Source organism: Acidovorax temperans (assembly GCF_028596105.1).
GTDB classification, from domain to species: Bacteria; Pseudomonadota; Gammaproteobacteria; order Burkholderiales; family Burkholderiaceae_C; genus Acidovorax; species Acidovorax temperans.
This window is the reverse complement of record NZ_CP117193.1, coordinates 487989-514725: the sequence shown is the minus strand read 5'-3', so window position 1 is coordinate 514725 and position 26737 is coordinate 487989. Positions and strand designations below refer to the sequence as shown.

General features: G+C 60.0%; 26 protein-coding genes, 3 pseudogenes and 1 other annotated feature. Of the genes and pseudogenes, 20 read left to right on the top strand and 9 right to left on the bottom strand.

Going from position 1 to position 26737, the window contains the following annotated elements; all coding sequences use genetic code 11:
- Nucleotides 1–69 precede the first annotated feature (69 nt).
- From PQV96_RS02410 to PQV96_RS02370, 9 genes and pseudogenes are all read left to right on the top strand, one after another.
- A pseudogene (locus PQV96_RS02410) lies at nucleotides 70–228 on the top strand (cupredoxin domain-containing protein); the annotation flags it as partial.
- 32 nt (nucleotides 229–260) lie between these two features.
- Complete coding sequence (locus PQV96_RS02405) at nucleotides 261–605, top strand: copper-binding protein (RefSeq protein ID WP_273624457.1); 345 nt, start codon at nucleotides 261–263, stop codon at nucleotides 603–605.
- Nucleotides 606–694: 89 nt separating this feature from the next.
- Nucleotides 695–1168 (top strand): hypothetical protein, encoded by a 474-nt coding sequence (locus PQV96_RS02400; RefSeq protein ID WP_273624456.1) that lies wholly within the window; start codon nucleotides 695–697, stop codon nucleotides 1166–1168.
- 25 nt (nucleotides 1169–1193) lie between these two features.
- Entirely contained in the window at nucleotides 1194–1469 is a 276-nt protein-coding gene (locus PQV96_RS02395) for a DUF2933 domain-containing protein (RefSeq protein ID WP_207375455.1), read from the top strand.
- Complete coding sequence (locus PQV96_RS02390) at nucleotides 1466–2134, top strand: methyltransferase family protein (protein WP_207375454.1); 669 nt, start codon at nucleotides 1466–1468, stop codon at nucleotides 2132–2134. The genes PQV96_RS02395 and PQV96_RS02390 overlap by 4 nt, the downstream gene beginning before the upstream one ends.
- 51 nt (nucleotides 2135–2185) lie before the next feature.
- Nucleotides 2186–2479 (top strand): heavy-metal-associated domain-containing protein, encoded by a 294-nt coding sequence (locus tag PQV96_RS02385; protein ID WP_011804760.1) that lies wholly within the window; start codon nucleotides 2186–2188, stop codon nucleotides 2477–2479.
- 84 nt (nucleotides 2480–2563) lie between these two features.
- Nucleotides 2564–2815: a DUF2933 domain-containing protein gene (locus tag PQV96_RS02380; protein ID WP_059401319.1), complete on the top strand. Its 252-nt coding sequence runs from the start codon at nucleotides 2564–2566 to the stop codon at nucleotides 2813–2815.
- Nucleotides 2816–2818: 3 nt separating this feature from the next.
- Nucleotides 2819–5152 (top strand): heavy metal translocating P-type ATPase, encoded by a 2334-nt coding sequence (locus tag PQV96_RS02375; RefSeq protein WP_059401318.1) that lies wholly within the window; start codon nucleotides 2819–2821, stop codon nucleotides 5150–5152.
- A gap of 20 nt (nucleotides 5153–5172) precedes the next feature.
- Nucleotides 5173–7083, top strand: coding sequence for a DUF3141 domain-containing protein (locus tag PQV96_RS02370; protein ID WP_207375453.1), 1911 nt, complete (start codon nucleotides 5173–5175; stop codon nucleotides 7081–7083).
- Between the two features lie 53 nt (nucleotides 7084–7136).
- Here the strand turns inward: PQV96_RS02370 and PQV96_RS02365 are convergent, their stop codons facing one another.
- Nucleotides 7137–8156: an IS30 family transposase gene (locus PQV96_RS02365; RefSeq protein WP_207373746.1), complete on the bottom strand. Its 1020-nt coding sequence runs from the start codon at nucleotides 8154–8156 to the stop codon at nucleotides 7137–7139.
- 114 nt (nucleotides 8157–8270) lie between these two features.
- Between PQV96_RS02365 and PQV96_RS02360 the strand changes: the two genes are divergently transcribed.
- The 3 genes and pseudogenes from PQV96_RS02360 to PQV96_RS02350 all read left to right on the top strand — a co-directional run bounded on the left by PQV96_RS02360 (nucleotide 8271) and on the right by PQV96_RS02350 (nucleotide 10387).
- On the top strand, nucleotides 8271–8963 hold the full coding sequence (locus PQV96_RS02360) for a heavy metal response regulator transcription factor (protein ID WP_207375758.1): 693 nt from the start codon (nucleotides 8271–8273) through the stop codon (nucleotides 8961–8963).
- Nucleotides 8947–9867, top strand: a pseudogene (locus tag PQV96_RS02355) (HAMP domain-containing protein); the annotation flags it as partial. The gene PQV96_RS02360 and the pseudogene PQV96_RS02355, both read left to right, overlap by 17 nt.
- A 199-nt stretch (nucleotides 9868–10066) precedes the next feature.
- Nucleotides 10067–10387, top strand: a complete 321-nt coding sequence (locus tag PQV96_RS02350; RefSeq protein WP_207375760.1) for a hypothetical protein — start codon at nucleotides 10067–10069, stop codon at nucleotides 10385–10387.
- Between the two features lie 93 nt (nucleotides 10388–10480).
- Here PQV96_RS02350 and PQV96_RS02345 read toward each other — a convergent pair whose 3' ends face one another.
- Complete coding sequence (locus PQV96_RS02345) at nucleotides 10481–11047, bottom strand: HAD domain-containing protein (protein ID WP_207375671.1); 567 nt, start codon at nucleotides 11045–11047, stop codon at nucleotides 10481–10483.
- Nucleotides 11048–11365: 318 nt separating this feature from the next.
- Here PQV96_RS02345 and tnpA point away from each other — a divergent pair, with 318 nt between their 5' ends.
- From tnpA to tnpC, 3 genes are all read left to right on the top strand, one after another.
- Nucleotides 11366–11794 carry an IS66-like element accessory protein TnpA gene (tnpA, locus tag PQV96_RS02340; protein ID WP_066161161.1) on the top strand — a complete coding sequence of 143 codons (429 nt, stop codon included), beginning with the start codon at nucleotides 11366–11368 and terminating at the stop codon, nucleotides 11792–11794.
- A complete protein-coding gene (gene tnpB, locus PQV96_RS02335) occupies nucleotides 11791–12123 on the top strand; it encodes an IS66 family insertion sequence element accessory protein TnpB (RefSeq protein ID WP_066161156.1) in 333 nt (110 codons plus the stop codon). Before tnpA ends, tnpB begins: the two co-directional genes overlap by 4 nt.
- An 82-nt stretch (nucleotides 12124–12205) precedes the next feature.
- Entirely contained in the window at nucleotides 12206–13714 is a 1509-nt protein-coding gene (gene tnpC, locus PQV96_RS02330) for an IS66 family transposase (RefSeq protein WP_218298111.1), read from the top strand.
- Between the two features lie 28 nt (nucleotides 13715–13742).
- On the opposite strand, the gene PQV96_RS02325 is transcribed toward tnpC, so the two are convergent.
- On the bottom strand, nucleotides 13743–14051 hold the full coding sequence (locus PQV96_RS02325) for a hypothetical protein (protein WP_084397648.1): 309 nt from the start codon (nucleotides 14049–14051) through the stop codon (nucleotides 13743–13745).
- A gap of 105 nt (nucleotides 14052–14156) precedes the next feature.
- Between PQV96_RS02325 and PQV96_RS02320 the strand changes: the two genes are divergently transcribed.
- A protein-coding gene (locus PQV96_RS02320; protein WP_273624443.1) for an IS3 family transposase occupies nucleotides 14157–15367 on the top strand; the annotation gives its coding sequence in 2 pieces (ribosomal slippage) (nucleotides 14157–14430 and nucleotides 14430–15367; 1212 coding nt in all).
- Nucleotides 14417–14533: a sequence feature (AL1L pseudoknot), on the top strand. Its footprint overlaps the gene before it by 117 nt.
- Nucleotides 15368–15626: 259 nt before the next feature.
- On the opposite strand, the pseudogene PQV96_RS02315 reads toward PQV96_RS02320, so the two are convergent.
- Together PQV96_RS02315 and PQV96_RS02310 are read right to left on the bottom strand one after the other, a co-directional pair.
- A pseudogene (locus PQV96_RS02315) lies at nucleotides 15627–17906 on the bottom strand (heavy metal translocating P-type ATPase).
- Between the two features lie 147 nt (nucleotides 17907–18053).
- Complete coding sequence (locus PQV96_RS02310) at nucleotides 18054–18326, bottom strand: hypothetical protein (RefSeq protein WP_207375631.1); 273 nt, start codon at nucleotides 18324–18326, stop codon at nucleotides 18054–18056.
- A gap of 522 nt (nucleotides 18327–18848) precedes the next feature.
- Between PQV96_RS02310 and PQV96_RS02305 the strand changes: the two genes are divergently transcribed.
- Nucleotides 18849–19373 carry a DUF4148 domain-containing protein gene (locus tag PQV96_RS02305; protein ID WP_207375632.1) on the top strand — a complete coding sequence of 175 codons (525 nt, stop codon included), beginning with the start codon at nucleotides 18849–18851 and terminating at the stop codon, nucleotides 19371–19373.
- A gap of 142 nt (nucleotides 19374–19515) precedes the next feature.
- On the opposite strand, the gene fliE is transcribed toward PQV96_RS02305, so the two are convergent.
- The 4 genes from fliE to PQV96_RS02285 all read right to left on the bottom strand — a co-directional run bounded on the left by fliE (nucleotide 19516) and on the right by PQV96_RS02285 (nucleotide 23411).
- Nucleotides 19516–19824, bottom strand: coding sequence for a flagellar hook-basal body complex protein FliE (gene fliE, locus PQV96_RS02300; protein WP_207375633.1), 309 nt, complete (start codon nucleotides 19822–19824; stop codon nucleotides 19516–19518).
- Nucleotides 19825–20066: 242 nt separating this feature from the next.
- The gene (locus PQV96_RS02295; protein ID WP_207375586.1) at nucleotides 20067–21329 is read right to left on the bottom strand and encodes a type II restriction endonuclease; all 1263 of its coding nucleotides are present in this window, start codon (nucleotides 21327–21329) and stop codon (nucleotides 20067–20069) included.
- Nucleotides 21322–22728, bottom strand: coding sequence for a heavy metal sensor histidine kinase (locus PQV96_RS02290; RefSeq protein ID WP_207375585.1), 1407 nt, complete (start codon nucleotides 22726–22728; stop codon nucleotides 21322–21324). The genes PQV96_RS02295 and PQV96_RS02290 overlap by 8 nt, the downstream gene beginning before the upstream one ends.
- A complete protein-coding gene (locus PQV96_RS02285; RefSeq protein WP_207375584.1) occupies nucleotides 22725–23411 on the bottom strand; it encodes a heavy metal response regulator transcription factor in 687 nt (228 codons plus the stop codon). The genes PQV96_RS02290 and PQV96_RS02285 overlap by 4 nt, the downstream gene beginning before the upstream one ends.
- A gap of 228 nt (nucleotides 23412–23639) precedes the next feature.
- On the opposite strand from PQV96_RS02285, the gene PQV96_RS02280 reads away from it, so the two are divergent.
- From PQV96_RS02280 to PQV96_RS02270, 3 genes are read left to right on the top strand one after another with little or no spacing between them, the layout of a single operon-like run.
- Entirely contained in the window at nucleotides 23640–23873 is a 234-nt protein-coding gene (locus PQV96_RS02280; protein ID WP_233247170.1) for a hypothetical protein, read from the top strand.
- Nucleotides 23870–25303 (top strand): TolC family protein, encoded by a 1434-nt coding sequence (locus PQV96_RS02275; protein ID WP_273624442.1) that lies wholly within the window; start codon nucleotides 23870–23872, stop codon nucleotides 25301–25303. Before PQV96_RS02280 ends, PQV96_RS02275 begins: the two co-directional genes overlap by 4 nt.
- Nucleotides 25304–25322: 19 nt before the next feature.
- The gene (locus PQV96_RS02270) at nucleotides 25323–26735 is read left to right on the top strand and encodes a multicopper oxidase family protein (RefSeq protein WP_273624441.1); all 1413 of its coding nucleotides are present in this window, start codon (nucleotides 25323–25325) and stop codon (nucleotides 26733–26735) included.
- The last annotated feature ends 2 nt before the right edge of the window (nucleotides 26736–26737 follow it).

Sequence of the window (26737 nt, the reverse complement as noted above, 5' to 3'; positions counted from 1 at the left end):
CAAATATGTAATCTGGCGCACAGCTTTCTGACAGGGTCGCTCTTCAGAATCTCTTCCATGAGATCGGTCATTCGTCGTGATGTGCCCAGCAAGGTCACGTTGGTCCCTGGCAAGCAAGGTGAGATCGTCTGGCAATTCGCCAAGGCGGGCACTGTCAACTTCGCGTGCCTGATGCTTGGTCATTACGAGGCCGGCATGAAGTGGGCCGTCAAAATGGCCAAGAAGTAATCCACTTTTTTACTCTCATTCCTGAGGAAATCATGAACACCATCAAAAACATTCTTGCTATCTCCGCCCTTGCCATGGGCACATTAACGCCCATGGGCAGCTTCGCCCAGACCATGATGGATCACGGCAAGATGGATATGTCCCAAGCATCGGCATCCATGACCGACGGCGAAATCAAGAAGGTCGATCAGTCCACTGGCAAGGTCACCATCAAGCACGGAGAAATCAAGCACATGGACATGCCCGGCATGACCATGGTGTTCACCGCAAAAGACAAGAGTCTGCTGGGCAAAGTGAAGCCCGGCGACAAGGTCAAGTTCATGGTCGTCAACGAGGGCGGGAAGATGGTTGCCACTGACATTCATCCCGCTCAGTAAGAACGCGCTGCTTGGGCGTGCTGTGTCGTCGCGGACGTATGGGTTGAATGCTGAATGCGACGGTTTTTCACCGCAAGAAGGAGAGCACTATGTCAAAAATTCGCCATACCCTGGTTGGTATCTGTATCGCTTCGGCCTCGCTGAGCTTGATGGCGCAAACCGCCGATGAGCACAAGGCCCATCACCCTGCAGGAAGCACATTGCCTGCGTCTACCCAAATGAAGGCGGCCGCGAAGCCAACGGGTGCGGGGCAGATGGCTGGAATGGCCAAGATGGACGAGCACATGAAAGCCATGCAAGCGATGCACGAAAAGATGATGGCGGCCAAAACGCCGGAAGAGCGGCAGGCGCTCATGGACGAGCACATGAAGCTGATGCAGGACGGTATGGGAATGATGCAGCAGATGGGCGCAGGCATGCAGGGCATGGGTGGCATGCAAGGTGGCAAGGGCATGCCCACCAACATGGCCGAGCGCCATCAGATGATGGAAAAGCGCATGCAAATGATGGAGTCCATGATGCAGATGATGCTGGACCGTCTGCCTGCCTCGATGACCAAGTAACGCATCCACCGAATTGGGAGTCACCATGAACCATCAACACGACGGGCACGAGTCGCCCCCCAGATTCTGGAGTTCTCGCTATGCCATCGGCCTCGTGGTGATAGGCGGCGTGGCGGCGTATTTCCTGTTGACCGAACACCTCGCGCATGTTGTCGGGGCGCTGCCTTTTCTCTTGCTCCTCGCCTGCCCGCTGATGCATATCTTCATGCACGGCGGACATGGCGGACATGGCGGACATGGCCAGAGTAAGCCTGATGCCAAGAAAACTACCGAATCACGCAATGAGGGGGATTCACGATGAACAATACCGAATCCGCTTATGGCCTGTGGTCGCTGGTCATCATCAATTCAGCGATCTTCATCATGTTTGCGTTCAGCTTTTTCAAGCCTGCAACGGCCCGTGACTGGAGGACGTTTGGCGCATTCGCAGCCTTCATAGTTGCCTTGTTCGTAGAGATGTATGGCTTCCCGCTGACGATTTATCTGATATCGGGCTGGCTTCAAACCAAGTTCCCTAATCTGGATCTGCTCTCCCACACCTCGGGTCACTTGTGGTCCACCCTGTTGGGCGAAAAGGGCGACCCGCATTTCGGCGTACTGCACATCGCCAGCTACGTTTTTCTGGGCTTTGGTTTCTACCTGTTGTCCACAGCGTGGAATGTGCTCTACCACGCTCAGCGTGGCCAATCGCTTGCAACAACAGGCCCCTACGCGCGCATTCGCCATCCGCAGTACGTGGCTTTTGTGATGATTCTGCTGGGTTTCCTGCTGCAGTGGCCCACCTTGCTGACCTTGGCCATGTTCCCTGTCTTGCTCCTGATGTACGGACGTCTGGCAATCACCGAAGAGAACGAAATGCACAAACAGTTCGGTGCAACTTACGACACATACGCCCAGCGCACACCCCGGTTTATCCCTCGCATGGGCAAGGCCCAGTCGACGACTGACTCGGTGTCAAAAAGATGATCTGGAATATTTCCCCGGCGGTATACGTTTCAATTTTTAGGAGTTTGATACATGAAAACGATTGATCTGCAAGTCGAGGGCATGAGCTGCGGCTCATGCGTCAAGCACGTCACGCACGCATTGCAACCGCTGCCGGGTGTCAGTGGGGTGGAGGTCGATCTCCAGTCTGGGCATGTCCGGGTGAGCGGGGAACTGGCGCAGGGCAGCGCCCCATTGTTGATGGCATTGACGGATGCGGGTTACCCCGCAAAGCTGGCCACAGACGCGCCCATTCCCGCTGCGACCTCGCAGCCTAAAGCCTCGGGCTGCCACAGCGGCGGTGCGGGGGGCTGTGGTTGCCGATGACGGCCACGGTATTTGATTCAGGGTCGACCGGCTGGGCGCGTCCGCGCCCGCACCTTTTGCTGGCAACTTTGAAGGAGCAACGCCATGGATCAGCCTGACAACGACTCCCATGCGCCATCGTTCTGGCGCCGCCCAGCCGGCATGGCGCTGGCAACGGCTGCCGTGATCGCTGGTTTTTATCTGCTGCGAGAGCACTGGGGCCATGTTCTGGGTTATTGGCCCTACCTGCTGCTGCTCGCCTGTCCGCTAATGCACCTGATGCACGGCCACGGCGGCCATGGTGGGCACGGCAACCATGCGCAGACGCCCCGGCGCACCAACAACGACAAGGAATAAGCAATGGACATGCATGCACACCACCATCACGGCAGTCACCCCCCTGCCGAGCCAGCCTCGCCAAAGGATCTAAAGGATCCGGTGTGCGGCATGACCGTTACGGAGCAGTCTGAACACAAATTGACGCACGAAGGGCGGCCCTACTATTTCTGTAGCGCCAAGTGCCAAGGCAAGTTCGCAGCGAACCCACTGCAATACCTTGTATCTACTGCACCCGAGGACACCGCGCCAGAGCCGGCCGGCACCATCTACACCTGCCCTATGCACCCCGAGGTGCGGCAGGATCATCCTGGAGTCTGTCCCAAGTGCGGCATGACATTGGAGCCCATCATTCCACTGGACGAGGAAGACAACCATGAGTTAAAGGATTTTCAGCATCGCTTCTGGTGGACGCTGCCATTCACAGTCATTGTCACCGTTCTTGCAATGTTCGGCCATCGTCTTGGATGGTTTGACATGAAGGTGCAAACCTGGGTTGAGCTGGTGCTTTCCTTACCCGTCGTGTTGTGGACGGGGTGGCCCTTCTTCGTACGCGGCTGGCAGTCTCTCGTCCTCCGCAGCCCCAACATGTGGACCTTGATCGGTTTGGGTACGGGCGCGGCCTTTCTCTACAGCCTCGTGGCTACCGTGGCGCCGGGCGTGTTCCCGGATTCATTCATTTCCATGGGGCGCGTGGCGGTCTACTACGAGGCGGCAGTGGTCATCATCTCGCTGACCATGCTGGGCCAGATCATCGAGTTGAAGGCCCGTTCGCAAACTTCTGCGGCCATCAAGGCGCTGCTCGGTTTGGCACCCAAGACGGCACGTCGGATCAATGCGGATGGCAACGAAGAAGACGTACCGCTGAACCATGTTCACGTCGGTGACCTGTTGCGCATCCGCCCCGGCGAGAAAGTGCCGGTCGACGGCGTTGTGACTGAAGGCAGCAGTGCGGTCGATGAATCCATGCTGACCGGTGAGCCTGTGCCGGTGACCAAACGCCTTGGTGACAAGGTGATTGGCGCCACGATGAACACCAGTGGCGCCCTGGTAATGCGCGCCGAGAAGGTCGGTGCGGCCACCATGCTGTCGCAGATTGTTCAGATGGTGGCCAATGCCCAACGCTCGAAGGCGCCCATGCAGCGCATGGCGGACGTGGTCGCAGGCCAATTCGTGGTCGTGGTGGTGCTCATCGCCATTGCCACCTTCTTTGTCTGGGGTTGGTTCGGTCCGGAACCTAGCTGGGTGTTTGGCTTGATTAACGCAGTGGCCGTCCTGATCATCGCTTGCCCCTGTGCGCTGGGGCTGGCCACGCCGATGTCGGTGATGGTGGCCACAGGGCGTGCCGCGACACAGGGGGTGCTGTTCCGTGATGCTGGCGCCATCGAAAAAATGCGCGAGGTCGACACGCTGATTGTGGACAAGACAGGAACACTGACCGAAGGTAAACCCGCTTTCGACACCGCAGTTGCCGCACCTGGCTATACAGCGGACGAAGTTCTGCGCCTTGCTGCCAGTTTGGACCAAGGCAGCGAGCATCCTTTGGCAGAGGCCATCGTCAGTGCAGCACGCGCCAAGGGCCTGGAACTGATCAAACCGCTAGATTTCGAATCTGGCAGCGGTATTGGCGTGCGCGGCATGGTCGATGGGAAGCATCTGGTGCTGGGCAACACCGCATTGATGCAGCAGGAGGGCGTGGCCACTGATGCGCTCAAGATCGATGGCGAGCGTCTGCGCAGTGAAGGCGCCAGCGTGATGCATCTGGCCGTGGACAGACAACTGGCTGGCATCCTGGCTGTGACCGATCCCATCAAGGCCACCACGCTGGAAGCCATTAGGACTTTGCACGCCAGCGGCTTGCGCATCGTGATGGCAACTGGCGATGGTCTGACCACCGCCAAGGCAGTGGGTGCAAAACTTGGCATCGACGAGGTGCATGGCGAAGTCAAGCCCGCAGACAAGCTGGCGCTCGTGGAACGGCTCCAGAAAGAGGGCCACATTGTCGCCATGGCCGGCGATGGCATCAACGATGCGCCTGCGTTGGCAAAGGCCGATGTCGGCGTGGCCATGGGCACGGGGACCGATGTGGCCATGAACAGCGGCCAGATCACGCTGGTCAAAGGCGATTTGCGCGGCATCACCGCCGCACGCGACATCTCTATCGACACCGTCCGAAACATGCGCCAGAACCTCCTGTTCGCATTCGTTTACAACGGCATTGGGGTGCCGATTGCGGCAGGCGTGCTGTACCCATTCACTGGGTGGTTGTTGTCCCCGCTGATCGCGGCGCTGGCCATGAGTCTGAGCTCGGCCTCGGTGATTTTCAATGCTCTGCGTTTACGGCGCGGAAAAAAATGACCCCGTAGTTCGGAGGAATGATGAAAATCTCCACGTCACCACAAATGCCTCGAACCTCTCAACGCACCACGGCGGTGGGTAAGGAAGCAGCGGTGCAATGGACGCACCGCCAGACAAAGGATCTACCACCGACCGTCTTGGATCATTCCGAGGAGTTGTTGAAGCCTGCGCCACAGGATGCGTCTAGTGGCATGAAAAGAGCAGCTGAAGCACCTTCGGCGCAGGACTATTTCGATTACCAGCGCGACTTCTTCGAACGCACCATTCTGTTCTGGGACACGCTTCGCCAGCGCGCGAACAACATGCTGGAGCACGAGCGAGCCGGATTGCCGCCGCTTCTGGACTTCAAGTATGAAACGCTGTTGGACGCGCGCAGCTTCGAACGGTCCGTCAACTATGCACTGCTGCGCATCACGGAAATCGACGGGCATTGCTGGGACGACTGCGTCGATCCTGACAAACCTCCGGTCATTGTTGTCGATCCACGCGCCGGCCATGGCCCTGGGATCGGCGGCTTCAAGCGCGACTCTGAAGTCGGAATGGCGACGCGCGAGGGCCATCCGGTTTATTTCGTGATCTTCTTTCCCGAGCCGACTCTGGGGCAGACCCTGGCAGACGTGTTGCATGTGCTGCGGCGTTTCGCCGAAGAAGTTGCGCAACGCCATCCTGGCAATCCTCCTGTGCTTTATGGCAACTGCCAGGCCGGGTGGGCGCTGACGCTGCTGTCCGCAGACTGCGCCGGTCTGGTCGGACCGGTGGTGCTCAATGGCTCACCCTTGTCATATTGGGCTGGCGAGTCCGGTGTCAATCCGATGCGTCTTTCCGGAGGGCTCCTTGGCGGCAGCTGGTTGGCGCATCTGACGGCCGACCTGGGCAATGGCCGCTTCGATGGAGCCTGGCTGGCGCAGAATTTCGAGAACCTCAAGCCCGAAAAGGCTGTTTGGGAGAAGTACGCCCAACTCTTCACCAACGTCGACAGTGAGCAGGCGCGTTTTCTGGAGTTCGAGCGTTGGTGGAACGGTTTTTATTTCCTGAGTCGGGAAGAGATCCTTGCGATTGTTGAAAACCTGTTCATCGGCAACCAGCTTGAACAGGGTCTTTTCCAGATTTGCCAGGGTTGCACTGCTGACCTCAGGCGGATCAGGAATCCAATCGTCATCTTTGCGTCCTACGGCGACAACATTACGCCACCACACCAGGCGCTCGGATGGATTCCGGCAGTCTACAAAGACACCGAGGATCTCAAGCAGGCCGGACAGCGCATCGTCTACCTCACGAACCCGCACGTCGGCCATCTCGGCATTTTTGTCTCCGCCGGGGTGGCGCGTCTGGAGCACCGGGCGATCCTGGAGAGCCTGGCTGAGATTGAGGCGCTGGCCCCGGGCCTCTATGAAATGAAGATCGACAACCCGTCGGGTGACCCGGACTGCCATAAGCCCACCTACAGCATCCGCTTTGAACCCCGTCAGGTTGAAGACCTGAAAACGGATTACCCGCAGGAAGCTTTTGAGCGGGTGAAACAGGTCTCGATATTCAACGAGGCGCTTTACCGGGCATTCGTCAGTCCTTGGGCGCAAGCGCTGTCCACACCCTGGACAGCCCAAATGCTCAAGTGGCTCCATCCGATGCGCACCAGTCGGTATTTGCTCTCGGAAACGTTCAGTCCGTGGATGCGCGGCGTTGCCTTGCTGGCCGAGCCGCTTGGCAAGAACCGCCAGCCGCTTGCGCCGCATCACCCGTTGATCGAGCGTGAGCGTGAAGCTGCAGGGGAAGTGACCCATGCGCTGGGAAGGCTGCGCGAAGGCCGAGACGCTGCGAGCGAGCAGGCGTTTCGCCTGATGTTTCAAAACCCTGTCTTGTTCGCAGGCGTCCTGGGGATGGTGGGTAAAGAGGGTGGCAACGGTAATTCAGTGCGCCCCAACGCCGACTGAGCCCTGATAGAAGGGCGGTCTCAAATCTGAAGTGCAACACCGCTGGTTGATATTCAATGAATGGTAGCGGAGCTTTTCTCGGCGATAGCAGCCATGAATCGCTGGAAGGCCTGATAGGGAGAATCCCAGCCAAGCGTCTGCCGAGGACGGTTGTTCATCAGATCGGCCATGGAGTCCAGCGCATCCTGGTCATGCACGCTCAGGTCTGTGCCCTTGGGCATGAGCTGGCGCAGCAGCCCATTCGTGTTCTCACAACTGCCTTTTTGCCAAGGGCTGTGCGGATCACAAAAGTACACCCGCATGCCAAGGGCTTGGGCGAGTTCCTTGTGCCGGGCCATCTCCTTGCCCTGGTCGTAGGTGAGCGTCTGGCGCATCGGCTGTGCGATCTGGCGCAGCTTGTTGGTGAACGCGGCCAGCGCACTGTCTGCGGATGCGTCAGGCATCTTGCACAGCAGCACCAAGCGCGTTGAGCGCTCTACCAGCACACCCACCGCTGATTGGTTGCCAGCACCCTTGATCAGATCCCCCTCCCAATGCCCCGGGATCACGCGATCATTGACCTCGGGTGGGCGAACATGGATAGAGACCATGTCTGGAATCTGACCACGCCGATCAGAGCCTGCTGAACGCGGGCGGCGTGTACTCTTGCCTTGGCGCAGCAGTGCGATGAGCTGGCGGCGCAACTCACCGCGTGGGTATGCATAGATGGCGGTGTAGATGCTCTCGTGCGAGGCATGCATGGTTGGGTCCTGGGGATACATGCGCTGGAGTGTGCATGCAATCTGCTGGGGCGACCACAGCCAGCACAGCATGGTGGTCACAAGAGTCCACAACGCCCCGCAGCTGTGAAGCTTGGGGCATGGCTTGGCCTGAATGCGCCGCAGCTGGCACAGACGCTGCGCAGGCGCGCTGGCGTAACCGCCGTGGCAGGCGTTGCGCCGCAACTCACGGCTGATGGTGCTGGGGCTGCGGCCTTGAAGGCGGGCTATGGCCCTGATGCTCCAGCCCTGCTGGCGCAGCGATGCCAGCGTCACTCTGTCTTCTGGCTGCAAGTGCTCGTATCTCGTTCCCATTTGCGTACATTACCCTTGGCGAGGGTGTTGCACTTCAGATTTGAGACCGCCGGATGAATGCGTACATCGTGAGCGGCTATTTTTCCGCGCCGTAGCGATTTCATGGGACATGCGATGAAACTGCTGGTCGTTGAAGACGAGAACAAGACGGCGGATTACGTCCGCCAAGGTCTCATGGAGGCGGGATTCGTCGTGGATCTGGCGCGCAACGGATTGGACGGACACCACCTGGCCATGGGCGAGACATACGATCTGGTGGTCTTGGATGTCATGCTGCCGGATGTCGATGGCTGGCGCATCGTGCGTGCCCTTCGAGATGCCGGTAAACAGGTCCCTGTGCTCTTTCTGACGGCGCGTGGCGGTGTAGACGACCGTGTCAAGGGATTGGAACTGGGAGCGGACGACTACCTCGTCAAGCCATTCGCGTTCTCTGAGTTGCTGGCGCGGGTGCGGACGCTGCTGCGACGCGGAAGCGCTCCGAGCCAGCCTGATCGCATCCAGGTTGCCGATTTGGTGCTGGACTTGGCGCGCCGGCGCGCAACGCGCGCTGGCCAACGCATCAATCTCATCAGCAAGGAGTTCGCGTTGCTTGAGCTCCTGGCCCGTCGCCAGGGGGAGGTCCTTCCACGTTCTCTGATCGCGTCGCAGGTATGGGACATGAATTTCGACAGCGACAGCAACGTCATCGATGTAGCCATCCGCCGTCTACGCGCGAAGATAGACGATACGTTCAATCCGAAGCTCATCCACACCGTGCGTGGAATGGGATACACGCTCGATGCGCCCGATGATGCCCCTGCGCCATAAGCCGCGGCAAAGCCGTCCAGCGTCGCTTGCATTGAGGGTCACGGCCCTCGTTGGTATCGCCACGACCTTGGTGTTTCTTGTGTTCAATTGGGTCATTCTCCGGTCGTTGGAGCACCACTTTGCTCAACAGGATGCCCACGAACTGGAGGCAGTGACAACCGCTTTGGCTCAGCCCTTGCACCAGCTTGCAAGTGACATCGCTAGCGACGAACTGAAGCAACACTTGGCCAACGCAGTCGCAGGACATCATGGGATGACGTACGGCGTCTACGATGGGGCTGGCAATAGCATCTATGCCACGCCCGGTCCTGACCTGTCTAAACTTGCCAGTAGCAAAAAGTTGGTCAACCGCATCACCGCTGACGATTTGATCGTGTGGCAGGAGGATCAGAGGTCATATCGAGGTGTGGTGCTGCAACTGCCTGCTGACGATTCAGCGGCGCCCGGCTACCGCATCGTCGCTGCCATGGACATCGGCTTTCATCTCGACTTCCTGGCGGAGTTCAAGCGCATGCTCTGGTGGGCAACCGGCTTGGTCATGTGTCTGGCGCTCGGTGTGGCTTGGCTGGCGGTGCAGTGGGGCCACCTGCCGATTCGCAAGGTCAATGAAGAGATTCGGGCGATTCGCTCTTCAAAGCTGGATGTGAGGCTGGATCCTCGGGATGTGCCGATCGAACTGGCGGAACTGGTATTCGCCTTCAACGATATGTTGGCGAGAATCGAGGAAGGCTTCACCCGGCTATCACACTTTTCCGCAGACATCGCGCACGAGTTGCGCACGCCCGTCACCAACCTGGTCACGCAGACTCACGTGGCGCTTGGCCAGCCGCGCAGCAACGAGGAATACAGAGAAATCCTCTATTCAAATTTGGAAGAGTTTGATCGGATGGGACGCATGATGGGGTGATCTCACTTTCGGTGCAAAACACCCGGTTAGGAGTCAAGGGTAATCCCTATGTTGTTGTCAGATGAACCCATGTCGCCTCCCTTTCTCGGTGTATTTCAAGGAAGGCCTTGCAGATGAGCTACAGGTCACGAACCGACAGCGTGCGCCTAGCCCCGAGCGGCTACCATTGAGCAGAATGCGTCAAACGAGATCACCTATGCAGATTTTTGCTTCGGGCGAAGGCCGTAAATTGAGTGCTCCGGATGAGTTCTTGCCGCAGGGATCTGTCGGCAAGGTGGTGGGCCTCATTGATCTGGGGAAGAACAATAGATCCAATGATTTCGGTTGGTCTGGGGTCAAAACGGTCATTGACTTCGAGGGCGACGCTTACGTTCTGGATTTCCCGGAGCACACTCGCTTGGTAACCGACGATGGTCTTGAACTAGTGCAGGCAGATGCAGGGGACGTTGGAGGCTGGTGGCCCGATTCGAGCAACATGCAGCGTTATGGGCTGCGCTGGATCGATCTGGCAGACTGAGAAATCCTAAACTTGCAAAGTGCAGTTTCAGTTGAGCCTAGCGAGACGGCCTTTGAAAGGTTGGCTGCGCATCAATCACCCAGCGGAAACCACTCAAGCTACAGTACTTCGCACCAGCTTTCGCCGAAGTTCACGGCGGACTTCGGGGCTGGAAAGGCCAGTGGTGCCCTCACAAGCGACCAAGTTGTCGATGGCTTGGGAAGGCCAGTCCTCAACGTCATCATCCAGCGCGATCCAATGGCGCGGCTTTCTTCTCCGCACGTCTGCGAGGATCTGCATGCCACGGGGCGTACTCTGGAACGATGCCAGAGTCCACGGATCGGCTCCATGGACGCGCTTGTGGTAAGTACCCCCGATGAATCGAGCTCGAAGGTGCGCCGGTAGGCGCTCAAGCGTTTTGGCATAGCCTGGCCTGACACACCAGGAACTACTCAGCACCAGTGCCGCTGAGGGATATGGTGCTAGCTCCTCCTCCAAAATTGGAAGCCACTCAAACAACGTATGGCCTGCGGCTTCGTAGGGACTCATGTAGATGCCACGGTTCGGGTGCCAGAGGACGGCTTCAGGGTGAAGCACGCCGTCGAGGTCGAGGTACACGATCAAGTCAGCGCTGCGGGGAGTGGACGCTGGTATGTAGGGCTCCAACTGGCTTGAAGTCATGTTCACTCAAAGCGAAACTCTCGTTGCTATGCGGTTTTGAAATCGGCGCCTGTCACCCCTTCGGTGCGAGCTGGTTGACCTGACTCTGTGCCTGAGCTGCTGTGACCCACCGTCCTCGCTTTCCTTTTACAAAAGGCTGTGATGAATCGCCCCGGGTTTTGTGGAGGCTCAATACTCTGAGAGGATTGAGCCATGACGAAGTCAAACAAGTTTTCACCTGAGGTCCGCGAACGCGCTGTGTAAGCGGCCGGCGAACTCATCTTGAAGGACCTGCTGTGGTTGAGCACGATCGTGTGCACGCAAACGAGAGTGGACACGATGCTCAAAGACCCTCAGACACCCCGCTATGCGGTGCGGCGCACGCACCGCACCTACACGCAGCAGTTCAAAGCCGAACTGGTGGCCGCCTGCCGGCAGCCCGGCGCATCGATTGCCGCCGTGGCCCTGCAGCACGGCATGAACACCAACGTGCTGCACCGCTGGCTCAAGGAATGGGCACAGGGCATGCACCGCCTCGAAGGAGGCCTCGCCACTGCTGCCGTAGAACCTCGGACCCCGGCCTTCGTCCCCCTTGCGCTGAGCGCCGTAGCGTCAACAACCGCCAGTGAGCAGCCGTGCGTGGCCGCCTCGACACCAGCGACCGAAATCCGTATCGAATGCCAACGTCCTGGCATGTCAGTGACCGTGCACTGGCCCTTGTCTGCCGCAACCCAGTGCGCCCAGATGCTTGGCGAGTTGCTGCGGTGATCCGTATCGATGCGGCCTGGCTGGCCACGGCCCCGCTGGACATGCGTGCGGGCACCGACACCGCCCTGGCGCGGGTGATCGCCACCTTCGGCGCGGCCCACCCACACCACGCCTACGTCTTTGCCAACCAGCGAGCCAACCGTCTGAAGGTGCTGGTGCACGACGGCGTGGGGCTGTGGCTGGCCGCGCGTCGGCTGCACCAGGGCAAGTTCGTCTGGGCGCCGCCGGGCAGTCCGAACGTGGCACTTGAACATGCCCAGCTCAATGCGCTGGTGCTGGGCCTGCCCTGGCAGCGCATGGGATCGCAAGGCTCCATCACCGTGGTCTGAATCTTCTGCTTGAGGCGCAGACCATGGCAATCGGGAGATGCGCCAATGGTCTTGCCCGGCACGCACGAGCACACTGCGCCTCATGGTGATCGACGAACAGGCACTGGGCGAACTGGACGCAGAACAACTGCGTGAGGTCAGCCAGCGCCTGCTGGCCGAACTGCGCCATCAGCGCGCTCTGAACGAGAAGCTCGCCTACGAATGTGCTCTGCTCAAGCGGCTGAAGTTCGCAGCCAAATCCGAACGCCACAGCGCTGATCAGCGCGACCTGCTGGAAGAAGAACTCGATAGCGATCTGGCGGCCGTCGAGCATGAGATCGATCAACTGCGGCCGGCACCCGCTGCGACCGAGAAGCAGCCGCCCAAGCGCACACCGCTGCCGGCCCATCTGCCACGGCGCGAGATCCGCCATGAACCCACGTCCACGACATGCCAGTGTGGCTGCCAGATGAAACGCATCGGCGAGGACGTGGCCGAGAAGCTGGACTACGTGCCCGGCGTCTTCACGGTCGAGCGCCACATCCGGGGCAAGTGGGCCTGTGCGAAGTGCCAGACCCTCACACAGGCGCCGGTGGCCGCACACGTCATCGACAAAGGCATCCCGACGACTGGCTTGCTGGCCCAGGTGCTGGTGGCCAAGTACGCCGACCACCAGCCGCTGTACCGCCAGGAGAACATCTTCGGCCGCGCCGGTCTGGCCATTGCACGATCGACCCTGGCGCAATGGGTGGGCACCTGCGGCGCGCAGCTGCAGCCGCTGGTCGATGCGCTCAAGACCGAAGTGCTCGGGCACCGGGTGCTGCACGGCGATGAGACGCCAGTGGCCATGCTCAAGCCGGGCAACGGCAAGACACACCGGGCCTACCTGTGGGCTTACGCACCGGGTGCGTTTGAAGACATGAAGGCCGTGGTCTACGACTTCTGCGAGTCGCGCGCCGGGGAGCATGCCAGAACCTTCCTGGGTGACTGGCGCGGCAGCCTGATCTGTGACGACTACGCCGGCTACAAGGCCAGCTTCAGCCAGGGCGTCACAGAGGCTGGTTGCCTGGCGCACGCCCGGCGCAAGTTCTTCGACCTGCACGCGGCCAACAAGAGCCAGATCGCCGAGTTCGCGTTGACGCAGTTCGCTCGGGTCTACGAGATCGAGAGGGCCGTCCAGGACACACCGGCACCCCAGCGGCTACAGACTCGCCAGCAGCACAGCCGGCCGATACTGGACGCCTTGCACCAGTGGATGGTGCTGCAGCGCCAGCAGGTGGCTGGCAACTCGGCCACGGCCAAGGCCCTGGACTACAGCCTCAAGCGCTGGGCGGCGCTCACACGATTCATTGATGACCCGCAGCTGCCGGCGGACAACAACTGGATCGAGAACCAGATCCGGCCCATTGCCATCGGACGCAACAACTGGCTGTTTGCCGGCAGCCTGCGCGCGGGCCAGCGGGCAGCGGCCGTCATGAGCCTGATCCAGTCGGCGCGCATGAACGGGCACGACCCGTATGCTTACCTCAAGGACGTGCTCACCCGGCTGCCCACGCACAAGGCCAGCCGGATCGACGAGCTGTTGCCGCACCGCTGGCAGCCGGTGGACTGATCCTGGTCATCGACGCCAGGGCACCCGTTCAGCGGGGGGCTGTCTTGCGCAGCAGGCCCGGCGAGACCTTCCAGTTCTGACCTTCGTCGGTGTGCACGCTGGCGGTCTTCTTGTTCAGGCGCAGCACGATGCCGTGCTTGACGCTGCCATCGCTGGCCGTGAAGTGGACCCGATCACCTTCGGCGAACTGCGCCAGTTCCACTGTGCTCCTTGCCTGGGCCAGGAGGTTCAAGCGTTCGACCACCATCCGGTTGAGGTAGAGCAGGTCTTCTTCACCCATGTGGCGCAGGGCTTGGGTAAACAACTCGCGGTCCAGAATCGTCTGCTTGGAATTCATCGTCGGTGCACATCTCAGCCGCGTGACGGCGGCTGTTCACCGCGAGTCTATGGCAGCGTAAACCATGCGCTGGCGCGCACACCATCCATTCAAGTCAGGCGCAAGATGGGTTGGCCGAACGCATACCGCGCTGTTCGCATGGTGCGCGAGCACCGAGGTGAGTACCCATCGCTGTGGGCTGCCATCGAATCCATCGCCCCCAAGATCGGCTGCGTGCCCCAGACCCTCAACGAATGGGTCAAGCGCGACCAGATCGATAGCGGCGAGCGCGACGGCATCACGACGTCTGAGCGTGAACAGATGAAGGCGCTGGAGCGCGAGGTCAAAGAGCTGCGCAAGGCCAATGAGATCCTGAAGCTGGCCAGCGCGTTTTTCGCCCAGGCGGAGCTCGACCGCCGTCTGAAGTCCTGAAGGGCTTCATCGATCAGCATCGACAGGCCTACGGGGTCGAGTCGATCTGCAAGGTGCTGCAGATCGCTCCGTCAGGCTATTGGCGGTATGCCGCCCATCAACGCAATCCCCAACTGCGCTGTCCGCGCGCCCAACGTGACGACACCCTGGTGCCGCACATTAAGCGTGTCTGGCAGGCCAACATGCGGGTCTATGGTGCCGACAAGGTCTGGAAGCAGATGAACCGGGAGGGAGTTGTCGTTGCCCGCTGCACGGTCGAGCGCTTGATGAAGCGCCTAGGCTTGCAGGGCGTGCGCCGTGGCAAGGTGGTGCGTACCACCATCAGTGACATGAGGGCACCGTGTCCACTGGATCGGGTTAACCGACAGTTCAAGGCCGAGCGGCCCAACCAGCTGTGGGTCTCAGACTTCACCTACGTCTCGACCTGGCAGGGCTGGCTGTACGTGGCCTTCGTGATCGACGTGTACGCCCGGCGCATTGTGGGCTGGCGGGTCAGTAGTTCGATGCACACGGACTTCGTTCTGGATGCCCTGGAGCAGGCGCTGTATGCCCGGCAACCCGAGCGTGATGGCGCCTTGATTCACCATTCCGACAGGGGGTCGCAATACGTCAGCATTCGCTACAGCGAACGTCTCTCAGAGGCTGGCATCGAGCCCTCGGTGGGCAGCAAGGGCGACAGCTACGACAACGCCTTGGCCGAGACGATCAACGGGCTATACAAGGCCGAGGTAATTCACCGGCGGTCATGGCCAACCCGTGAATCGGTGGAACTGGCTACGCTTGAATGGGTGTCCTGGTTTAACCATCACCGGTTGCTCGGTCCCATCGGATACATACCGCCCGCAGAAGCTGAGGCAAACTATTACCGGCAACTCGCCAGTCAGACCTCCATGGTGGTGGCCTGACTTAAACCAAACAGCCTCCGCGAATACCGGGGCGATTCAAGTTAGAAAGCTCTGGTTTTTTGAAAGACTGCGTGATTTGAGAACGACCGTACCAAAGAGAACTTCAGCGGCGAAGCCCGCATCCATCTTGTCTCTGAATGAGAAAGATGGACATAAAGGTCTTTAGTTTGCCGAAGAAGCCTTGATCAGGTAGTGCCACCTGCAGATTTGGCCCAAAAAGCCTACCTTCAAAGCGGATCGCCGAAGCGGAGTTTCACTTTCACCTGCGCGGCTGAACTATCAATGGAGTCTGGAGGCGCAAAGCGTTGAAAACGACCGAAGCTGAGCTAAGACTCATCGCCAAAGCTGCGATCATTGGCGACAACAGTCAGCCAGTGAAGGGATAGAGCAGCCCTGCGGCAATCGGTATGCCCAGCGCGTTGTAGAGGAAGGCAAACATCAGGTTCTGCTTCATGTTTCCTACCGTAGCCTCCGACAGTTCCCGCGCCGTGGAAATCCCCCGCAGATCGCCCTTGACCAGGGTGACCTGCGCGCTGTTCATGGCCACATCAGTGCCAGTACCCATCGCGATTCCCACGTCTGCCTTGGCAAGGGCTGGCGCATCGTTGATGCCGTCTCCAGCCATGGCAACGACGCGGCCTTCGGCCTGCAACCTGGTCACCAGGGCCAGTTTGTCTGCAGGTTTGACTTCGCCATAGACCTCATCAATCCCCAGCTTTGCACCCACCGCCTTGGCGGTAGTCATGCCGTCGCCCGTGGCCATGACGATGCGCAGTCCCGCCGCATGCAAAGTGGCCAAGGCTTCCGGCGTGCTCGCCTTGACGGCGTCTGAGACTGCCAAAAGACCTTGAAGCTGGCCATCGGCTGCCAAGTACATCACGCTCGCACCTGTGGCGCGCAAGGCCTCTGCCTGCGCAAGCAGCGGGTTCGCAGAAACGCCCACCTGCTCCATGAGGACCGTGTTTCCCAGTGCGAGCTGGCGCCCGGCTACCCGTCCGCGTACGCCTATGCCTGACCCGGACTCGAAGTCCTCGGGCTTGTCCAGGGCCAGCTCCTTGGCGCGGGCCGCCTGGACAATGGCATCGGCCAGCGGATGCTCGCTGCCCTGGTCCAGGCTGGCCGCCAGGCGAAGAACCTCGTCCTCGGACAAACCGGGCATGGCCACCACGCGCTCGAACGAGGGCTTGCCTTCAGTGAGCGTGCCAGTCTTGTCCACGATCAGCGTGTCCACCTTGCGCAGGTTTTCGATGGCTGCAGCGTCCCTGAACAACACGCCACTGGTCGCCCCCCGGCCCGTGGCCACCATGATGGACATAGGGGTTGCCAAGCCCAACGCGCAGGGACACGCGATGATCAGCACGGCCACGGCGTTGACCAGACCATAGACCCAACGTGGCTCCGGACCGAACAGGCCCCACGCGAATAGCGTGAGCAACGCGATACCCACCACAGCCATCACGAAGTAGCCCGCCACCTGGTCGGCCATGCGCTGCATGGGAGCTCGAGAGCGCTGTGCCTGCGCAACCATCTGAACGATGTGGGACAGCATGGTGGCCGAGCCCACCCGCTCGGACCGGATCACCAGTGCACCGTTGGTATTGAGCGTGGCACCGATGACAGCATCGCCAGGTCCTTTGACGATGGGCACTGGCTCGCCAGTGAGCATGGCTTCGTCCACCGCACTGCTCCCCTCGACCACCACGCCATCCACCGGCACCTTCTCACCGGGGCGCACGCGCAGCAGATCGCCCACATGGACATGCGACAGCGGGACGTCGCTCTCCTGGCCGTTGGCTTCTATGCGCCGCGCGGTCTTAGGTGCCAGGCCCAACAGCGATTTGATGGCGGCCGAGGTCTGCGAGCGTGCCTTGAGCTCCAGCATCTGGCCGAGCAGCGTGAGTGAGATGATGACGGCTGCTGCTTCGAAGTACACCGCCACACGGCCCATGGCCTGGAACGAGGCCGGAAATACCCCAGGCGCCACGGTGGCGACCAAGCTGTAGACAAAAGCAGCGCCAGTTCCCAAGCCGATCAGCGTCCACATGTTGGGACTGCGGGTTACGATGGACTGGGCGCCACGCACAAAGAAGGGCCAGCCAGCCCATAGCACGATGGGAACCGTCAGCACGAGCTCAATCCAGCTCTGGGTGGCCATTTCGAACCACTGCAGCCGGTGTCCCACCATGGCCAGGACGGTGACCACCACGGTCAGAGGCAGCGTCCACCAAAAGCGATGCCGGAAATCCACAAGTTCGGCGTTTTCTCCCTCGTCCAGCGTGGGAAGCATAGGCTCCAGCGTCATGCCGCATTTAGGGCAGTTTCCTGGATGGTCCTGCTGCACCTCCGGGTGCATGGGGCAGGTGTAGATGGTGCCGGACTGAGTTGCTTCAGGCTCACGCACAACCCTCTCGGTACCAGGAGGCGTGACAGCGTACCTGCCTGGTTCCTCAACAAACTTCGTCCGGCACTTGGAGCTACAGAAGTAATAGTGCTGTCCTTCGTGGTCCGCCGTGTGATGCGATTGTTCCGTCACGTCCATGCCGCAGACTGGATCTTTAACTCCCGTCGTAAGCGGCGGTGCCACCCCGTGGGGCCCCTCATGATGATGGCCATGGTGGCCCCGCTTTGTTGCTGCCAAGCGGCCCAGTTTCCTTCCAAGCACCTGAAAGTTTTTGACTCTTGAATGTCAATGCGTGCGGGTTGAGGGCTGCCCGGAAGGAACAGAAGGTCGCGCAGTGTCATTGGCGGCCAAGCGGGTGGAGGACATGCGGCCGGCAGCATCAACCTTGACCATACCCAGTCTCGGATGACTCCAGTAACGTGTTCTTCCTTCTTCTGCCTGCGCGTTGGCAGGCAATGCCTGATCGCGTACTTCAAGATTTGGGGGAGTTGCAAAAGAGGTTGCTGAAGCCAGGGACAGAGCAGTGGCAAAGATGGCGGTAAATAGGTTGTTGGACATGCACTTGACTCCCACATTGTTCATTGAAAAATCAGCGTGGCTGACTGCCCTACATCACGCAGCGTGAAGAGGCCCTACGCGCCGTGATAAGGGGAGTCTGGAGCACGGTCCATCACCGCAAGATGACGCGTAGATGACTTTTTTGTAATGCGGCAATCCACCGCGCTGAGAACGATTTCAACGTCATCCGTTCTACCAGAGCGAACTATTTGCTGCTGCCAGATGTATTCAAAGAAGTGGGTATGACGGCCTGCCAAAGCACAAGCCGCTTTGTCATGGGGAGTCCTCCAGGATCAGCTCTACCCGATGGTTTTCCTAGTTGGTGATTCGCTCTCCCTGTCTGTTCGAATGTGAAATACGCTGAGCACGTATATCAAATACGCGTGCATTCTCAGTTGCTGTCAGAAGCGTAATCGAGTCGTCACCTCACCGTTGGGGGGCTGTTTCTAGACTTCTCTTCGTGGCGCAGAAATCGCCACCTGGATGGACCATATCGGGCATCCGGCGCCGCAGGAGATCATCATGAAACTCAAGTCCACCCTCATCGTCCTTTCCCTCATCGCCGCTCCCGCTTTTGCTTCGGACCAATTGGTCAGCAAGACGCGCGAACAAGTGCGGGCAGAGTTGGCCCAGGCCATGCAGAGCGGTGACATGCTCGCTTCCGGCGAATCGGGCCTGACGCTCAAACAACTCAACCCCGGTGCATACCCGGCGACTGCATCCGCGCAGGCCGCAAAATCGCGAGAGCAAGTGCGCGCAGAACTGGAACAAGCAATCCGCACGGGCGACATCCTTGTGGGCGGTGAATCGGGTGCCAAGCTCAATGAAGTGATGCCTGACCGTTACCCCGTAGTGGTCAACGCTTCTTCCAAGACCCGCGCCCAGGTCAAGAGTGAGTTGGCACGCGCCATCCGCGAAGGCGAAATCGTCTCCGTGGGAGAAGACGCCCGCAAACTCAATGAAATCTATCCTGACCGATATCAGGCTGCGCGCCATGCTGCCGTGGCCGCCACCTCGGGCGAAGCCAGCCAGGCCCCTCGGTTCTAAACAAGTTCTCCGAGGGGTCGGCTGCTGATCTGGAGGGGTCTTTCGAAACAGGCCCACCTCCAGTGGACTCGCCAGGCATGTCTGCGGTGTCAGAAGCAAGTGTGCTCCACACCTCCTATTGCACTCTTACGCCCCCTGAGCATCAGACCTGCATGTTCATCACATCGGTATAGGCCTGGACAATGCGATTGCGGCTCTGAAGCGTAGCCTGAAACGCGATGCTCGACTTGACGCCAGCGAGCATCGTTTCTTCGAGACTGACCGTGGGATTGCCGAGTGTGACCTCGCGGCTCAGGCGACCAGACTCACTCTGCAACTGGCTTGTGGTTGAAAGCGCCTGCTTCATCGCATCCAGAAAACCGCCTCCCTGGATGCTCGGTGCTTTGGGCACAGAGTTTCCTTGCGAACTGACAGGCAATAGTGCTTCCAATGGCTTTGTCGTGACATTCATTGCGGAGCCTTCTGGGGGCGAAGAGTTTGCGAAGTGCTGCCTCGCAGAGGTCTACCAAGGCAATGCCCTATCGTAGTTATTGGCACCCGGCCTGTAGCGTTCACAACGCAAGGCTTTACCCGCCAATCCCCCCGTTCTGGATAACAGGAACTTCATCTTGCCGACATCGCCGTGGATCACCGCATCCCTGGAGCCCAAAGAGTCGAGCCCAAGCGAAGCGCGCCGTACGAAATAGCCGTGGCTCACAGCCGCTGCGAAATCTCCAGCAGTGGCTTGATGCTGGACCCAAAGCGGCTCATGGAGGCATGGTTCTGCTCCAACTGGCTGTAGGGCAAATACCGGATTCCCAGCTCCGACACCCTGGAGAAGGCGGGCCTTTGAAGTTGCTCAGCGACCTTGTCTCTACGATTGTCTGGAGCCACCAGAAACAATGCACAGTTGCCTGCAACCGGCGTGCCCAGGGCCAGATCGAGCATGCGCACAATCCCCGAGTAGATGGACGTGGTGTGTTCGACTTCGAATGCCGCAGAGAATTGCGAGGTCTGGGGATCAACCCATACGACATCGATCAGTCGCACAGACTCCAAACCTCGGTCCAGGCTGGCGGGCAGCTGCGCGAGGCATCCGTCTCCTAGCAGCCCCCCTCCATAGGCGCGGCCCCGGTCGTTGGACGCGATCCAGACCTCAAACCCGAGGGCCTTGCCCAGGTCGCGCAGCGAAGCCTGGACACCCGTGTGGGTCGCATCGCTTTCTGTCTCCTGGGACAGTTCCCGTTGCAATGCGGAGGATTCCTGGCGCACACGTTCCAGGTCTTCTTGCCATAGAGCTGTCGCCGCCGCATCCATGGCTGGTGGCGGCGCTGCATATCGGCCACTGCCAATGTCAAACATGAGTCCCGCGATTGCACCCAGATCATTCGACAGCTTCAGCCGGTACTGCGCGTTCAGGCGCAGCAGGCCTTCACGCATTGAGAGATAGTGATCCCAGCGTCCGAGCTTCACGCGCCCTCCTGTCACCGCGTTGAAACCATTGACGATTGCCGTGTTGAAGGGAGAGACCAGCGTTGGGTGGATGAAGTACAGCAAGTTGGCGACCGCTGGGCCCAAGCCTTTGATGCCAATTGCATCAATGCGCTGTATGGCGGCCACCACGTCTTCCGCGCAGTCGCAGTGATCACAAGTGTGAAGAAGGTCTGCGAAGGCAAGCTGATTACCCGTGTTCTCGTAGATGTCCGGAATCCGCAGCTTGGGTTTCCAGAGGAAAGCGTGGTCCGCTCCCTTGAAAATCTGGCGCTGCTCTGCCACGGAACCAACGATCGTCTCCAGCGAGGAGCCTCGGTAGGCGTTGCCAAATGTTCCGCCTCGGATGTCCTGCACCACCTGCGCAATGCCTCGGCGAATGGATCGGAAGTTCTTGATCCGCTGATCCCACAGGAACCAAGTGTTGTAGGTGCTGCTCGGATCTGCCTTCCAGCAGTCTATGAGGGTTGCCAAGGGGTCATGCATTTGTCGTGAGGTGCTTGCCAATGCTCTGTGCACTGGGGAAATGCATCGAAAAACAAGTTCTGCCACCGGCCGAACTCGCGGAAATCCGCCCCCGGTGCGCGTGAACAATCGCCTGGGTGATGGACAAGCCCAAGCCCGCGCCATCAGAATCGAGCTGCTTGCGCGACTTGTCTGCCCGAAAGAAGCGGTCAAACAGGCGAGGGATCATTTGTTCATCGATGGAAGGCCCGGTGTTGACAACATCCACGGTGGTTCCGTGCAGGTCCCCTTGGATGTCTACGGCCACCTGCTCGCCTGGCGGGGTGTAGCGAATGGCGTTGGACAGGAGATTGCTCAGCGCCCGTCGCAGCATCAACCGGTCGCCAATGATCTCCGCCGCCCCGGTCAATTGCAGGCGAACCTGCTTTTCTTCGGCCAGTGCCTCGTAGAAATCAAACAGGGCCTGTGCTTCATCGTGAACAGCGATCTTCTCCGTGCTGGGAAGAATGAGACCGTGGTCAGCCTTGGCCAGGAACAACATGTCAGCCACCATGCGGGCCAGGCGCTGGTACTCCTCGGCATTGGAGGCCAGTATGTCCTGGTACTCCTCAGAGGAGCGAGCCTGGCTGAGTGTGACCTGCGTCTGTGTCATCAGATTGTTGATCGGCGTACGCAGCTCGTGAGCCAGGTCCGAAGAAAACTCGGACAGGCGGTCGAACTCCTCCTTCAAGCGCCGGAGCATCTCGTTGAGGGTGGTCGCCAGGTCGGCCATCTCCACCGGAAACTCCTGGGTTGGCATCCGCTCGTCCAGTCGCTGTGCCGTGATGGCCATGGCGCGGGACCGCATGGCGCGAAGGGGGGCCAAGCCATTCTTTGCGGCCCACCAGCCCAGGATCCCAGCCACCAGCGTTGCCAATGCCACGTAGCTCACAAGTACCCAAATCAATTCGTACATGAAGTGCTTGTGGTGAGTAATGTCCACGGCCACCCAGACCTGCAGCGGCGGCTCTGCGGAATTTGGCAGCGTCACGGCTTCGGACATCCCCCGGTACTCACGGTCCTTGATTCGCCACGAGGCAACCCCCAAGCGGGAATGCTGGGTCAGCACGCTCAAGTCCGCAGGAAACTCAAAATCCTCCGTCGAGTACAGCGATTGGCCATTGCGAAACACGGTGACGAAAAGGCCCTCATGGCTGTGCAAAACGTCATCCAGCCGCATCTTCAGATCCTGCGGCGACTTCGATTTGCCGATGACTTCACGCGTCAGATGGATCTTGTCGCGCAGGGCATCGCGGTCAAGCTCCACAAAATGCCGGTCGATGGAAATCGCCACAAGAGTCCCCAGGCCGATCAGCACCAAGGCGGACGCCAAAGTAAAAAAGACAGTCAGCCGTGTCGTGAGCGAGTACCGGACTTTCACGTACTCTCCTGGGGCGCTTCAAGCACATACCCCATGCCTCGCACCGTCTGGATCAGCTTGGCGTCATAGGCATCATCGATCTTGGCCCTCAGCCTGCGCATCGCCACCTCGATCACGTTGGAATCGCTGTCGAAATTCATATCCCACACCTGCGACGCAATCAGAGTGCGCGGCAGAACTTCCCCTTGGCGGCGCATGAGCAGCTCCAGGAGTCCAAATTCCTTGGCCGTGAGGTCAATGCGTTTGCCAGATCTGTTGACTCGCCGCCGCAAGAGGTCCAGTTCGAGATCGGCCACCTGAAGGATCGTCACCTCGGTACCATTACGACCGCGCCTGAGAATGGTGCGCACTCGCGCCAGCAACTCGGCGAATGAAAACGGTTTGACCAAGTAGTCGTCCGCCCCCAGTTCCAATCCTTTGATCCGGTCTTGCACCTGATCCTTGGCCGTGAGAAACAGTACAGGCATCTCCAGGCCCCGGCGACGCAGACTGGTGAGAACCTGCCAGCCGTCCATCCCCGGAAGCATCACATCCAGAATCACCAGGTCGTAGTCACCTTCCTGGGCCAGATGCAAGCCATCGACTCCGTTGTGAACCAGATCGGCGTTGAACCCTGCCTCACGCAAGCCTTGGCGCAGGTATTCGCCGGTTTTGATTTCATCCTCGACGAGCAATATCTTCACGGGATCTCCTTGTCTGCGAATGACGGCAAGTGTGCCTGCAGATCGCGGGCTTTCTTGAACATGACAAAGATGTAATGAAGCCGTTATGTCATCGGAAGCTGTTGGCTCACATAATGCGTTGCATCAAGAACGCATGGTGAACCTATGAAAATTTCCTGGCTTTCACGACCTATATCAACCCCCTGGCTGGCCGCCGCGCTAATAGCGCCGTCCCTGGCTCTGGCTCAGATGCCAGAGGGCGAATCCGCCAAGGTGGACTATCAGCTTTCGTACCGATCAGCCCTCTCGGGCTACGAAGCCTACAAAGAGCAATCCGTCCAGCCCTGGAAAGCGGCCAATGACAAGGTGGGCGAGATCGGAGGCTGGCGCACCTATGCCAAGGAAATTCGCCAGACGGCACCCACAACCGGCCAGGACCAACCCGCACAGGGCCATGATGCACACCACGGGGGCAAACAATGAACCGCCCCTTGCGCATGCCCCGCGCCAAACTCGTGATCGCCGTGGCCGCAGTGGCGGTGTTGTCTGGCTGCGCCAGTGTGAATCTGGAGCAAAACATCTCCAGCGCCAACGCAGCCGCAAGCGGTTTTACCGACGGCCAGCTCACCTTGGCCCGGGACCAGAGCGAGCGTGACGCCTTGCGCCAGCGCGCTTCGGATTTGCTTGCCGACCCGCTCAGCCAAAACAATGCCGTGCAACTCGCACTGGTCAATAGTCCCTCTATGCAGGCCATCGTCGCCCAAAACTGGGCAGACGCTTCTACGGCGGCCCAGTCCGGCCGCATCGCCAACCCCATCCTGACCCTGGAGCGCGTTCGCCTGGGCAGCGAGACGGAGATCGGCCGCCTGCTGTCCTTCGGGCTGCTGGACCTGCTGACCTTGCCGACACGCAAAGGCATCGCTGAGCAGCGCATCAAGCAGACCCAGTTGCGCCTTAGCAGCGACGTAGTGGACCAAGTCACGCAGGTACGTCAGGCCTGGGTACGCGCTGTCGCCGCACAACAAACGCTGACTTACACCCAACAGGTTGTCGCTAGCGCCCAAGCAAGTGCCGAACTGGCCAAGCGCATGCAGGCGGTGGGCAATTTCAACAAGCTTGACCGTGTGCGCCAGCAAGCGTTCTATGCCGATACGGCGACCCAGCTGGCCAGTGCCCAGCACCAGGTGACGGCAGCCCGTGAGGAGCTGGTGCGGCTGCTGGGCCTGGACGATAGCCAAGCCAAGCAGCTCAAGCTGCCTGAGCGCCTGCCCACACTGCCCAAGGAGCCGCTGTCCCCATCGGACGCTGGCCGTCAGGCATCCAAGGGGCGACTGGATCTGCAGATCGCGAAGGCCGACTACGACGCAGCCGCACGCGCGCAAGGCTGGAACACGATCACGACCTTCACGGACATCGAGCTGGGCGTGCGGCGCGACTCGGTCTTTGATGCCGCTGAGAACACCCACTCCACGCGGCGCGGCTTCGAGATCAGCTTGCAGTTACCCATCTTCGATTGGGGTGGAATGCGGCGCGACGCCATGAATGCGCAGACCCTGGCTGCGGCCAACCGCCTGGAAGCAACCGCACGCGCGGCGGGTTCGAACCTTCGGGAGAGCTACTCCGCGTACCGCACTGCATATGACATCGCGCGTCACCACCGCGACGAGGTGATTCCCCTGCGAAAAACCATCTCCGAAGAAAACCAGCTTCGCTACAACGGGATGCTGATCAGCGTTTTCGAGTTGCTTGCCGACTCCCGCGACCAGGTGAACTCGGTGATGGCGGCCCTGAACGCCGAACAGCAGTTCTGGCTGGCGGACGCCGCCCTTCAGGCCTCTCTCATCGGCAAGCCCACCAGCGCTGGCGTCTCGGGCGGTGGCGCAGCCGCTGCCGAAGCCGGTGCAGGCCACTGATCCCCTCAAGGAAACCAACATGAATTCAAGAAGAGATTTTTTCCGGTTTGCTGGCATTGCCGGAGGGGCCGTGGCCGCAGCGAGTGTGAGCCGCGTGGCAATGGCCGCACTGCCAGAACCCGTGTACCAGACAAGCGCAGACACCATGGCGCCGCTGGTGCCCAACTCCGGGCGCCCCTACAACCCGGTGGTCACGCTCAACGGCTGGACGCTGCCCTGGCGCATGAACCAGGGGGTCAAGGAGTTCCACCTGGTGGCAGAACCCGTTGTGCGCGAAATGGCCCCTGGCTTCAAGGCCCACCTGTGGGGATACAACGGCCAGAGTCCTGGTCCCACCATTGAAGTGGTGGAAGGCGATCGCGTTCGCATTTTTGTGACCAACAAGCTGCCTGAGCACACCAGCATCCACTGGCATGGACAGCGTTTGCCCAATGGCATGGACGGTGTGGCGGGATTGAACCAGCCCGCAATCCAGTCGGGCAAGACCTTCGTCTACGAGTTCGTGGCGCGCCGCCCGGGCACCTTCATGTACCACCCGCATGCCGATGAAATGACCCAGATGGCCATGGGCATGATGGGCTTCTGGATCACGCACCCCAAGGCCAAGCATCCGCTGATCGACGAAGTGCACCGTGATTTCTGCTTCCTGCTCAGTGCTTATGACATTGAGCCAGGGGCCGCGACGCCCAGGGTTGCAGAGATGACGAACTTCAATCTGTGGACATGGAACAGCCGCATCTTTCCTGGCATCGACTCCTTGAACGTCCGGCTCAACGACAAGGTGCGTATTCGCATCGGCAACCTCACCATGACCAACCACCCGATGCACTTGCACGGTCACGAGTTTTTGGTCACCGGCACGGATGGTGGTCCTACACCCAAGAGCACCCGTCTCTATGAAGTGACCACCGACGTGGCCGTGGGCCAGATGCGCCAGATCGAGTTCCTCGCGGACGAAGAAGGTGACTGGGCATTCCACTGCCACAAGAGCCACCACACCATGAACGCAATGGGTCACGACATTCCCACCATGATTGGCGTAGACCACCGGGGCGTGGCCAAGAAGATCAACAACCTGATTCCCGACTACATGGTCATGGGCGAACGGGGCATGGCGGACATGACCGAGATGGAGATGCCCATTCCGGACAACACCGTCCCCATGATGACCGGGGAAGGCCCGTTCGGGTCGGTCGAAATGGGCGGGATGTTCAGCGTCGTCAAAGTACGCCGCGACCAGAAACCGGGCGACTACAAAAATCCGGGTTGGTACAAGAACCCAGAGGGCACGGTGGCGTACGAGTACACCGGCCCGATGGCGGAGCCTGCCCGCTTCAAGGCCGAGGGCGGCCAATCCATGCCCCGCAAAGAGAAGTCCAGTTCGGACACTGTCGTCAAGGTCAAAAAGCCGTCTTCGCACAGCGGCCACTGATC